Consider the following 11,619-nt stretch of genomic DNA (forward strand, 5'->3'; position numbering starts at 1 on the left):
GGGGGGGGGGGGGGGGGGGGGGGGGGGGGGGGGGGGCGGGGGGGGGGGGGGGGGGGGGGGGGGGGGGGGGGGGGGGGGGGGGGGGGGGCGTCCCCCCCCCCCCCCCCCCCCCCTCCGGCGTTTCGGGGCCGCCGGTTCAGTTCTCCCAAAGTTTGAAGGCCCGCACCCGGTACGGGGTGCGGGGCACCCAGGTGCCGCCGCCCGGATAGGTCTCGAACTCGCCGGTCTCATCGCATTCGGCGGACTGGTACGTGGTGACGGGGCGGCCGGTGCGGTTGGCGAGGGACTGGGCGTCGCCGCCGGCGGGGAGCGGGACGCAGCTCTCGATGTCGAGCGCGGACAGCTCGTGGGTCTGCCGGGCGCCGGCGAAGTCCGGTTTCCGCCAGAGGCAGAGGCTCCCCGGACCGCAGGAGCCGAGGCGGACGTCCGAGGACGCCTCGGGCGCGGCCGCCGCCCGGTCGTGGGCCAGGGCGGGAAGGAGTGCGGCGGCGGCCAGGGCGGCCGCGAGGACGGTCGTGCGCATGGTGGATCAACCCCCGTGGTGGTGCTCTTCGTCGTGCGCCCACCGTGCTCCGCCGCGCACGGCCGGGGGAAGGGGGCGCCGGGGCGCTCCACCCTGATAGGTCACCGCCCCGCCGAAAGGATTCGGCGGGGCGGTGACCTGGGCGGTGTTGACGAGTCCTCCCCCCGGCGAGGGGGAGGCTCCCCCTCGCCGGGGGGAGGCGGGACGCGGTCAGATGTGGCCGACTCCCGCGCCCGCCTCGGCGTTCGCCCCGCGCTTGGTGAGGGTGGCGACCAGGGCGGCCACCACGGCGACGACCCCCGCGACGGTGAACGCCAGGCCCATGCCGGACAGGAACGTGTCGTGGATGACGCCGCCGATGCGGTCGACGACGTCGGGCGTCATGCCGGGGGCCTTGGACAGCGCCTCGGTGGGGACCATGCCGAACTCGGCGGCCTCCTCCAGCTTCGGGTCGGGGGCGCCGGGGAGCTTGGCGGCGGCCCAGTTGTCCGCGAACTCGGAGCTGACCTTGGCGGACATGACCGCGCCGAGGACGGCGGTGCCGAGGGCCCCGCCGACCTGCATGGCGGCCTGCTGGAGGCCGCCGGCCACGCCGGACAGCTCCATGGGCGCGTTGCCGACGATGACCTCGGTGGCGCCGACCATGACCGGGGCGAGGCCGCAGCCCAGGAGCGCGAACCAGAGGGACATGGCGAAGGCGCCGCTGTCCTCGCTGAGCGTGGTCATGCCGAACATCGCGGTGGCGGTGCACACCATGCCGCCGACCAGCGGGACGCGGGGGCCGAACTTGGTGATCAGCGCGCCGGCGACGGGCGAGGAGACGATCATCATGGCGGTGAGCGGCAGCAGGTGGAGTCCGCTGTCGACCGGGGTCATGCCGTGGACGCCCTGGAGGAAGAACGTCACGAAGAAGAGGCCGCCCATGAAGGCGAAGGCCATGAGCACCATGAGGATCGCGCCCGCGGTCAACGGGATGGAGCGGAACATCCCCAGCGGGACGAGCGGCTCCTTGACCTTGGTCTCCCACAGGCCGAAGGCCGCGAAGAGCAGGACGGCGACGCCGAGCCACGCCCAGGTGCGCCCGTCGCCCCAGCCCCAGGACTCACCGGCCTTGATGATGCCCCAGATCAGGGAGAACATCGCGCCCGAGAGCAGCACGATGCCGAGGACGTCGAAGGAGCGCGGCGCGTTGGCGGCGCGGTGGTCCTTGAGGATCACGAGGCCGAAGACGAGCGCGAGGACGCCGACCGGGACGTTGATGAAGAAGACCGACTGCCAGCTCACGTGCTCGACCAGCAGACCGCCGACGATGGGGCCGCCCGCGGTGGACGCGCCGATGACCATGCCCCAGATGCCGATCGCCATGTTCAGCTTCTCGGCGGGGAAGGTGGCGCGCAGCAGGCCGAGGGCGGCCGGCATGAGCAGTGCGCCGAAGAGGCCCTGGAGCACCCGGAAGATGATGACCAGCGAGATCTCGCTGGAGAGGCCGATCGCGCCGGAGGCGAGGGCGAAGCCCGCGATGCCGATCAGGAAGGTCTGGCGGTGGCCGAAGCGGTCGCCGAGCTTGCCCGCGGTGATCAGGGCGACGGCGAGGGCGAGCAGGTAGCCGTTGGTGATCCACTGGACGTCGGCGAGCGAGGCGTCGAGGTCCCGCTGGATCGCGGGGTTGGCGATGGCGACGATGGTGCCGTCGAGCGCGACCATCATCACGCCGATGGCGACGGCGAAGAGGGTCAGCCAGGGGTGGCCGCGAAGCCCCTTGACCGGAGCGGGTGTGCCGTCGTCCTCGGGCTCCCGCGGCGCCTTTTCGACGGTGGTCTGACTAGTCATACCCGGAGACTAGTGACAGTCGCTGACAGTTGACAAACCCCTTCACAAGTCAGTAACTGTCACGTAGCTCACAGGTAAGCTGAGCTGGACAAATGCGCAGGAAGAGAGGCCGGTACGTGATCGACGGGCCGACGGCCGAGCCCCGCGCCGGACTGCGTGAGCGCAAGAAGCAGCGCACCCGCGACGCCCTGCTGCGCGCCGCCCTCGAACTCTTCACCGACCAGGGGTACGAGCGGACCACGGTCGACGAGATCGTCGACGCCGTGGAGGTCTCCCAGCGCACCTTCTTCCGCTACTTCGCGAACAAGGAGGAGACCGCCTTCGCCCTCCAGGAGATGGTCGAGACCCGCTTCCTGGCGGAGCTGCGCCGCCGCCCGGCGGCGGAGGCCCCGTTCGACGCCATGCGCCGGGCCGTGCTCTGCGCCTGGAGCAGCATCGGCGAGGCGATCGAGGAGGTCGTCACCGTCGACCTCCACATGCGCGTCTACCGGATGATCGAGTCCACTCCTGTCCTGCTCGCCGCCCACATGCGGCGCGGGGTCGCCATGGAGGAGGAGATCGCCCGGCTGATCGCCGCCCGCGAAGGGCTCGACGTGGACCGGGACCCCCGCCCTCGGGTCGCGGTCGCCGCGTTCTCCGGGGCGCTGCGGGTGGCCGGGCAGCTCTGGGGGCAGGGGCAGGACCCGAGTCCGCAGGCGCTGCGCGCTCTGACCGAGCGGTATCTCGACCAGCTCGGGCCGGCGCTCGGGCACTCCTGGCGGCGGACGGCGAACGGGCGGGGCGCGGGCACGGCGTCCCGCTGACGCCGCGCGACACGCGCGGCTCCATGCCTCGCGGAGCAGGTGATTCACGTCACGCGCACCACGGAAGCGGGCGCGTGCCCGTCCCTACCTCCCGGCGGCCCCCGGCCGGTCGGTGCGCACGTCGGACGCGGTGCGGCGTACGGCGAAGAGGCGTCCGCGCTCCGGACGCGCGGGGCCGCCGCCTCCTCGCGGGAGGGCCTGGCGACCGCCTTCGGGCACCCGCTGGGGGCCGGAGGGCAGCCCTTAGGGTGTGGCGCAGTGACTTCTTTCGACTCCTCACCCACGTTGACCGCCTGGCGGGCGCTGCTCGCCGTCGCGGTGGTGTTCGTGATGCTGGCGACCACGGGATGGAGCGCCGTACGCCATCACCACCCCGACGGGCCGCGCGATTCGGCGCTCGCCGCCTGGGCGCGGGAGCGCGTCGCGGGCCGTGCGCTGCCGGACGTCGACGCGCCCGCCCGCCGGATGGCCCGCTTCTTCGCGACGCTCACCTCGGTCCAGCGGACCGCCCTGGCGGACGCCTACCCCTCCGTGGTCGGGAATCTGAACGGCGTCCCGGTCGCCCTGCGCTACCACGCCAACCGGCTGGCCCTGAAGCAGGCGGCCGCGGCCGAGCGGCGGCGCGTGCGGGACGGGGGGCTCCCGGCGGCCGGCCGCGCCGAGGCGGAGCGCCGGCTGCACCGCTTCCGGTCGCTGCTCGCCCCGGACCGCCAGATCCTGGCGTTCGACCCGTCCGGCCGGGGGCGCGCGGCCGAGGTGTTCGGGGACCTCGACCGGGCGGCCCGCGTGTCCGTGGTCGTTCCGGGCGTGGACACCGATCTGCTGACCCTGGAGCGCACCCGCCGCGCGCACGCCGCGCCCGTGGGGATGGCGAGATCGCTGTACGCGGCCGAGCGCTCGGCCGCCCCCGCCACGCGTACCGCCGTCATCGCCTGGGCCGACTACACCACCCCGGCCGGTCTCGGCATGGACGCGGCGCTCGGCGGGCTCGCGGCGGACGGTGCGGTGCGGCTGAACGCGATGGTCGGGGCGCTGCCCGGCGCCTCGGCGGTCTCGTTGTTCTGCCACAGCTACGGCTCCGTCGTCTGCGGCGTGGCGGCGGACGACGCCCCCGGCCGGGTGACCGACATCGCGGTCGCGGGCAGCCCCGGAATGCGGGCGGCCAGCGCCCGCGAGCTGGGCACCGAGGCCCGGATCTGGGCGACGCGGGACGGGGACGACTGGATCGGGGACGTGCCGCATCTGGAGTTCGGCGGGATCGGCCACGGGGCGGACCCGGTCGACCCGGAGTTCGGGGCGCGGATCGTCTCGGCGGCCGGCGCGGCCGGGCACAGCGGCTACTTCCGACCGGGCGCCGAGAGCCTGGACAACTTCGCCGCGATCGGCGTCGGCGCGTACGGGTCGGTCCGCTGCGCCGACGCGGCCCGCGCGTGCCGGGGCGGCGCCCCGGAGCCGGAGAACGGACGACGCGCGTAGAGGAGAGGTGTCGGGCGGATGAATGCGGACCGGCTCCGAGGGGGGACGTGCGGGCCTGTGCCGCATACGATGAGGCGCATGGGTGAAGTGCTGGCCGGAATTCATGCCACCTGGGAGCTCGACGCCGACTCCCTGCTCATCCGCTACGAACGGGGCATCCGCACACCGAGGCTCCTCCAGGGCCTGCGGGAGCGGCGCGTCCCTCTCGCGGCGCTGTCGTCGGTGGCGGCGGCCCCCGGCAAGCGGGGGACGGTGGTCCTGCGCGCCGTGCCCAGACCGGGCGCCGACCCCCTGGCGGAGGCCGCCGCGGGCCAGCTCAAGGAGGGGTGCGACCCCTACCGCCTGGTACTTCCGCTGGAGCGGGAGCAGCTCGCCGAGGAGTACGCGGCCGGGCTGCGGGCCCTGCTGGGCCCCGACCGCGACGAGCCGGCCGACCGCTTCCTGGTCCCGGCCCCGCAGGCGCCGCTGCACTTCAAGGCGTACGACGGCCGGGCCGCCTTCGACGGCGAGCGGGTCTCCTTCCGGTGGTCGCGGACCGGGGCCTCCAGCGCCAAGTGGAAGGCCGGCGACCAGACGTACCGCGTGGGCGAATTGGCCGGAATCGAGTGGCGTACGCCCGAGGCGCCGGGCGGCTGCCTGCGGTTGCTGCCCCGCGCGGCCGCCCCGGTGGACCACCGCTCCGGCGGCAGCCTCGGCGCCCCGGCGGGGTGCGGGGACGGGTCCGAGGGGGGCGCCGCCGTGGCCGCGCCCCCGGAGCGCCTGGTCGTCGCCGCCGACCAGGACCCGGCGGCCGTCCTGTTCGGCGTGGGGTACGGGCCCGTCCACGAGTCGCTGCCGTTCGCCGCCGCGGTCCTGGAGGCGATACGCCGGTCCCAGCCCACCGCCGCGACCGCGTCGGTCCTGGTCCCGGCCGGGCGGCGCGACCCGGCGGACATCGCGGAGCGGATGCACCACCTCGGCGAGCTGCACCGGGCGGGACTGGTGACGGACGCCGAGTACAGCGCCAAGAAGGCCCAGCTCCTCGCGGAGCTGTGACCCGCCGGTGGGCCCGCGCGCGCCCACGCCGTACGGAACCCCCCGGCGCGCCCCCACGCCGTACGAGGCCACCCCGCGCGCCCGACCCCGTACCGCGGTATGAGAGGCGAGGCCCCCGTCCGGGACCCCGGTATGACGCGAGTGCGGCGACCGGCTGTCTACGCTGACCGGGCCATGTCCACTCCCCCCGCCGGGCCTCCGCCCGCCGACGGCCTCCTGAGCGCCGCCCGCCGCAATCTGCGCGAGCTGGCCCACGGGCTGTCCCACGCGTCCCATCCCGCCACCCCGCTGCTGGCCGACGCCCCGAGGCGGTGGCAGCGGCAGCTCCCCTACGGGGTGGTGCTCGCCCTCGCGGCGACTTTCATCCCGGTCACCATCACCGTCCTGACCACGCAGTACGGTGTGCCCGGCGCGCTCGCCGGGGCGCTCGGCACCGCCCAGGCCGCACCCCTGCTGATGCTGGCCCACCGCCCGCTCCAGGCGTGGTGGATCATCCTCCCGGCCGACGTCGTGGGCGCGCTGGTCCTGCTGGCCCAGCCCGCCCAGGAGCGGCACGGCGTCTGGCCGTGGACCCCGCCGGTCCTCGTCGCGTACCTCTTCGTGCTGCTGGCCCTCGGCCTGCGCGAGACGCGGCGGACGGTGATCGCCGTGTGGGCGGTGACGGCCGCCGCCGGGGCGGCGCTGCACCTGGTGGCTCCGGACCGCGCCGACGGCAGCGCCCTGCTGCTGGCGATCCTCGGCGCGGTGGTGCTGATGATCGCCGCGGCCCTGCGGGAGCGGGGCGAGGCGACGCGGCTGCTGGCCGAGCAGGAGACGATCAGCGAGGCGGAGCGGGCGCGGCGCACGCTGCTGGAGGAGCGGACCCGGATCGCTCGGGAGCTGCACGACGTGGTCGCGCACCACATGTCGGTGATCACGGTGCAGGCCGACTCCGCGCCGTACCGGCTCACCGGGCTGTCCCCGGAGGCGCAGGAGGAGTTCGCCGCGATCGCGGCGGCGGCGCGGGAGTCGCTGGGCGAGATGCGGCGGCTGCTGTCGGTGCTGCGCAGCGACGGCGGGGAGGGCGACCGGGCCCCGCAGCCGGGCCTGGACCGGCTCCAGCAGTTGGTGGAGGCCACCGTGCGGGCCGGGCTGCCGGTGGAGCTGGCGTTGGGCGCGGAGTTGGGCGCGGGGCGCGGCGCGGGGCCGGACGGGGAGGCGGGCCGGGAGCCGGGCGAGGTGCCGTCGGCGGTGGACCTGTCGGCGTACCGGATCGTGCAGGAGGCCCTGGCCAACGTGGTGCGGCACGCGCCCGGAGCGCGCACCCGCGTCTCGGTCCGGGCCTCCCGCGGCCATCTGAACGTGCTGGTCGTCAACGGCCCCGCCGCGACCCCCGCCGCACCGCTGGAGACGGCGGGGACCGGGCACGGGCTGGTCGGGATGCGGGAGCGCGTACGGTTGACCGGCGGCACGCTGGACACCGGGCCGCTGCCCGACGGCGGGTTCCGGGTGGCCGCCCGGATGCCGCTGTCCCCGGCCGACCACCCCGCCCCGGAGGAACCGTGACCATCCGCGTGACCATCGTCGACGACCAGGCCATGGTGCGGGCCGGGTTCGCGGCGCTGCTCTCGGCGCAGAGCGACATCGACGTGGTGGGCGAGGCGGCGGACGGCCGCCGGGGCGTGGACGTCAGCCGCCGGCAGCGCCCGGACGTGGTGCTGATGGACGTGCGGATGCCGGAGATGGACGGACTGGCCGCCGCGCGCGCCCTGTTGGATCCGCCGGTGGGCGTGGTGCACCGGCCGAAGGTGCTGATGCTCACCACGTTCGACGTGGACGACTACGTGTACGAGGCGCTGCGCGCCGGGGCCTCCGGGTTCCTGCTGAAGGACGCCCCGCCCGCCGATCTGATCGCGGCGGTACGGGTGGTGGCGGCCGGGGACGCGCTGCTGGCGCCCTCGGTGACCCGGCGGCTGATCGCGGACTTCGCGGCGCAGCGGCCCGCGGGGGCCGCGCGCGGCGGGCAGGCGCTCCGGCTGAACGGGCTCACGCCTCGGGAGACGGAGGTGCTGGAGCTGATCGCCCGCGGGCTGTCGAACCAGGAGATCGCGGGACGGCTGGTGCTGGCGGAGCAGACCGTCAAGACGCACATCGGGCGGGTGCTGGCCAAGCTGGACCTGCGGGACCGGGCGCAGGCGGTGATCTTCGCGTACGAGTCGGGGCTCGTGACGCCGGGGGGCGCGGGGGCGTAGGGGGTCGGCGCCCGACGAGGAGCGGGCCGGGCGCCGGCGGGTGCGCCCAGGTCACACCCTCGGGTCCGCCGTCACGGGCAGGCACTCGGCGAGCAGGTCGACGATGTCGCGCCAGGCTCGCTGCGCGTGCCGCGGGTGGTGGCCGACGCCGGGGACGGTGGGGTGGTCGACCGACGGGTGGTGGAAGGCGTGCAGGGCGCCGCCGTAGACCGTGAGGCGCCAGTCGACGCCCGCGGCCTGCATCTCGGCGGTGAACGCGTCCCGTTGCGCGGGCGCCATGATCGGGTCCTGCGACCCGACCCCGGCCCACACCGGGCAGCGAATGCGCGCCGCCTCGCCCGGTCGGCCCGTGGTGGTCGCGTTGACGGTCCCGATCGCGCGCAGGTCGACGCCGGCACGCCCCAGTTCCAGCGCGATGGCGCCCCCGGTGCCGTAGCCGACGGCGGCGATCCGGTCGGGGTCGGTCCGCGGTTCGGCGCGCAGCACGTCGAGCGCCGCGTGGCCGATGTCCCGCATCCGGTCGGGGTCGGCGAGCAGCGGCAGGCAACGGGCCAGCATCTCCTCGGGGTCGTCCAGAAGGCGCCCGCCGTGGAGGTCGAAGGCCAGCGCCGCGTAGCCCAGTTCGGCGAGGGCGTCGGCCCGGCGGCGCTCGACGTCGCTGAGCCCGATGCCCTCCGGTCCGAGCAGCACCGCGGGTCGGCGGCTGGCGCCGGCCGGGAGCGCGAGGTGCCCGATCATCGTCAGGCCGTCGGCCCGGTACTCGACCGTGCGCGTCGTCATCGTCGTCATGGGACGGGACTGTAGTGACCGCCGACCCCGCCCCGACCGTTGTTCTGCCACTGGCAGAACAACGCGGGCATCCCCCCGGAACACGGCGAGGCCCACCGGGACCGCCGTCACCGGCCCTCGGCCGCTCGCGCGAATCTCCCCCACCCCCTACTCCGGTATCACGTCCCATCTGGCCCCCCGGTGTGACGCCTCCGCACCCGTCGTCTCCCTACCTTCCTCACGGTCGCACCGGTCGGTGCGGCCGGGGAGAGGGAGGGCACGATGCGCCGGTACGCGAGGACGCTGGTCGCGTTCGCACTGGCCACGAGCGTGGTGACGGGCACTGCGGGCTGGGTCTCGGGGGACGGTCAGCGGGCGTTGACCGGGCCGCCGCCGGGCAGCGCCGCCTGGCGGGCGGACCGGGCGCTGGGGCGGGAGCTGCCCGATCCGGCGCACGCCTCGCCCGCCGAAGTCGCCGCGTTCTTCGCCGCGTTGGACGAGCGGGAGCGCCTGCTGCTGGTCGTCCGGCACCCGTCCGTGGTCGGGAACCTGGACGGCGCGCCCGTCGAGCTGCGCTACCGCGCCAACGCCCTGGCCCTCGCCGCCGCCGACGACCCCCGCTACCGCTCGCTCGCCGCTCCGGGCCGCCGCGTCCTGGCGTTCGACCCGCGCGGGCGCGGCCAGGTCGTCGAGGTGTTCGGGGAGCTGCGGTCCGCGCGGCGGGTCTCCGTGGTGGTGCCGGGATCCGACGTGGACGCCGGGACCTTCGACCGGGAGCGCGACGCGTACGGCGCCCCGGCCGGCATGGCGAGGGCCCTGCGCGCGGAGGCCGGGCCGGAGGTCGCCGTCGTCGCGTGGGCCGGGTACACCACCCCGGTGGGCGTCGGGGTGGACGCGGCGACCGGCGGCCTCGCGGCGGCGGGCGCGGCGCGGCTGGCCCGGTTCGCGGAGGGCCTGGCGGCGGACGGGCTGCCCGCGCCCGCCGTCTTCTGCCACAGCTACGGTTCCGTGGTCTGCGGTCTCGCCGCGCCCCGGCTGCCCGCCACCGACCTGGTGGCCGTCGGCTCCCCCGGAATGCGGGCGGCCGACGCGGACGGGCTGGGGACGCGGGCGCGGGTGTGGGCGGCGAAGGACGCCACGGACTGGATCGACGACGTGCCGAACGTACGGTTCGCGGGGCTCGGGCACGGGGCCGATCCGGCCGACCCGGCGTTCGGGGCCCGGCGCGTCCCGGCGGACGACGCGCGGGGGCACACCGGCTACTTCGCGCCCGGCACGGACTCCCTCCGCGCCTTCGCCGCCATCGCGCGCGGCGTCGCGGTGGAAGGCGCGGGCCGATGAGCGCGCCGTTGCGGGGGGCGCGGCGGTGCGCGGCCCGGATCGACGCCGCCACCCCCGCCCACCGCGACCGGGCGCTCGACGGGTTGCGGGCCCTGGCGCTGCTCGCCGTGCCGACCGGGCACTGGATGCTCGGCGGGTTCCGGCTGGACGGCGACGGGTTGCACAACGCGAGCCCGTTGACGGCGTTCGGCGGTTTCGCCCCGGTCAGTTGGGTGCTCCAGATGCTCGGCGTCTTCTTCCTGGTCGGCGGGTGCGCCTCGGCGCTCTCCTACCGCCGCCGGACCTCGACGTCCGCCGCCTGGCTGCGTGGTCGCCTCGCCCGCCTGGGCCGGCCGGTGCTCGGGGTGAGCGCCGTGTGGGCGGTGCTGCTCGCGGTGCTGTCCGCCCTCGGGGCGCCCGCCGACACCCTGCGTACGGGGTCGACGCTGGTGGTCCAACCGCTCTGGTTCGTCGGGGTGTACGCCGTGGTCACCGCTCTCACCCCGTTGTGCGTGCGGTGGGCGCGGCGGCTGGGCGGGTGGGCGGCGCTGCCGCTGCTGGGGTCGGTCGCGGCGGTGGACTTCCTGCGCTACGGGCCGCTCGCCGCCTCGGCCCCCTCCTGGCTGAGCGTGCTCAACATCCTGCCCGGTTGGCTCTTCGCCTACCAGGTGGGCGTGGCGTGGGGCGAGGGGCGGCTCGGGAGGCGCGGGGCGCGGCTGCTGCTCGTCGGCGGCGGGGCCCTGTTCGCCGTGCTGCTGCTCGTCTTCCACTATCCGGCGTCGATGGTCGGCGTTCCGGGCGAGGCGCGGACGAACTCGCATCCGCCGTCGCTGCTGGTGGTGGCGTTGGCGGCGGCGCAGAGCGGGGCGGCCGTGCTGCTGCGGGACCGGATCGGGCGGCTGTTGCGCGCGCCGCTGCTGTGGGCGCCGGTCGTGGTGGTCAACCTGTCGGCGATGACGGTCCTGTGCTGGCACCAGAGCGCGATGCTGGCCGCCGCCGTGCCGGCTTCGCTCACGGGGTCGGCGGTGGCGGGGCTGACGACCGCGCCGGACACGCTGGGCTGGATCGCGGCCCGGATCGCCTGGCTGCCGGTCTTCGCCGGACTGCTGGTGCTGATCGCCCGGTACGCGCGCCGCTTCGAGGCCCCGTGGCAGGCGGGCACCCGCGCGGCCCACGCCCGCCGCGCGCTGGCGGGGCTGCTGGCGGCGGGGTTCGCGGTGTTCGCGCTGGGCCTGGCGTGAGCGACGGCGTACGGGGAGGGGTGCGGCGGGGCGTATGCGACGGGGGCGCGCGTCCGAACCCCTACGCCGGTGAACGGCCACCGCACCGGCGTACGCGACAGGCGCGCGCACCCCGGACCGACCGCGCCGGGGGACGGGCGCCCCCACCGGCGTACGCGGCGGACGCACCCGCCGGGCCACACGCGGCGCGGGCGCTCCCGCGCCCCGCGCGCCGGGACGCGCCTCCGCACCCTGTGCGCCGGGCCGTACGCGCCCTGCGCACCGCCCACGCACCGCCCGCCCACGCGCCCCGCACGCCCCGGCGGGGGGGGGGGGGGGGGGGGGGGGGGGGGGGGGGGGGGGGGGGGGGGGGGGGGGGGGGGGGGGGGGGGGGGGGGGGGGGGGGGGGGGGG

The 11,619-nt window shown here is 76.3% G+C and carries 10 protein-coding genes; 7 read left to right on the top strand and 3 right to left on the bottom strand.

Translation table 11 applies throughout. The annotated features are described in order from the left end of the window. Positions 1 to 136 precede the first annotated feature (136 nt). Together ACZ6EJ_RS26935 and ACZ6EJ_RS26940 are read right to left on the bottom strand one after the other, a co-directional pair. A complete protein-coding gene (locus ACZ6EJ_RS26935; RefSeq protein ID WP_469270734.1) occupies positions 137 to 523 on the bottom strand; it encodes a peptidase inhibitor family I36 protein in 387 nt (128 codons plus the stop codon). A 210-nt stretch (positions 524 to 733) separates the two neighbouring features. After that, positions 734 to 2,230, bottom strand: coding sequence for an MFS transporter (locus ACZ6EJ_RS26940; protein WP_469270742.1), 1,497 nt, complete (start codon positions 2,228 to 2,230; stop codon positions 734 to 736). A 239-nt stretch (positions 2,231 to 2,469) separates the two neighbouring features. Here ACZ6EJ_RS26940 and ACZ6EJ_RS26945 point away from each other — a divergent pair, with 239 nt between their 5' ends. From ACZ6EJ_RS26945 to ACZ6EJ_RS26965, 5 genes are all read left to right on the top strand, one after another. Continuing rightward, complete coding sequence (locus tag ACZ6EJ_RS26945) at positions 2,470 to 3,156, top strand: TetR/AcrR family transcriptional regulator (protein ID WP_469270743.1); 687 nt, start codon at positions 2,470 to 2,472, stop codon at positions 3,154 to 3,156. A 258-nt stretch (positions 3,157 to 3,414) separates the two neighbouring features. Then, on the top strand, positions 3,415 to 4,632 hold the full coding sequence (locus tag ACZ6EJ_RS26950; RefSeq protein WP_469270735.1) for an alpha/beta hydrolase: 1,218 nt from the start codon (positions 3,415 to 3,417) through the stop codon (positions 4,630 to 4,632). A 78-nt stretch (positions 4,633 to 4,710) separates the two neighbouring features. Then, positions 4,711 to 5,667 carry a DUF4429 domain-containing protein gene (locus ACZ6EJ_RS26955; RefSeq protein WP_469270736.1) on the top strand — a complete coding sequence of 319 codons (957 nt, stop codon included), beginning with the start codon at positions 4,711 to 4,713 and terminating at the stop codon, positions 5,665 to 5,667. Positions 5,668 to 5,841: 174 nt separating this feature from the next. Next, entirely contained in the window at positions 5,842 to 7,212 is a 1,371-nt protein-coding gene (locus ACZ6EJ_RS26960) for a sensor histidine kinase (protein WP_469270737.1), read from the top strand. Beyond that, complete coding sequence (locus ACZ6EJ_RS26965; RefSeq protein ID WP_469270738.1) at positions 7,209 to 7,898, top strand: response regulator; 690 nt, start codon at positions 7,209 to 7,211, stop codon at positions 7,896 to 7,898. Before ACZ6EJ_RS26960 ends, ACZ6EJ_RS26965 begins: the two co-directional genes overlap by 4 nt. A 51-nt stretch (positions 7,899 to 7,949) precedes the next feature. Here ACZ6EJ_RS26965 and ACZ6EJ_RS26970 read toward each other — a convergent pair whose 3' ends face one another. Beyond that, positions 7,950 to 8,687 (bottom strand): dienelactone hydrolase family protein, encoded by a 738-nt coding sequence (locus ACZ6EJ_RS26970; RefSeq protein ID WP_469270739.1) that lies wholly within the window; start codon positions 8,685 to 8,687, stop codon positions 7,950 to 7,952. 261 nt (positions 8,688 to 8,948) lie between these two features. Here ACZ6EJ_RS26970 and ACZ6EJ_RS26975 point away from each other — a divergent pair, with 261 nt between their 5' ends. Next, entirely contained in the window at positions 8,949 to 10,007 is a 1,059-nt protein-coding gene (locus tag ACZ6EJ_RS26975) for an alpha/beta hydrolase (protein WP_469270740.1), read from the top strand. Next, the gene (locus tag ACZ6EJ_RS26980) at positions 10,004 to 11,227 is read left to right on the top strand and encodes an acyltransferase family protein (RefSeq protein ID WP_469270741.1); all 1,224 of its coding nucleotides are present in this window, start codon (positions 10,004 to 10,006) and stop codon (positions 11,225 to 11,227) included. Before ACZ6EJ_RS26975 ends, ACZ6EJ_RS26980 begins: the two co-directional genes overlap by 4 nt. The last annotated feature ends 392 nt before the right edge of the window (positions 11,228 to 11,619 follow it).

The organism is Streptomyces sp. NPDC041970, assembly GCF_055588985.1.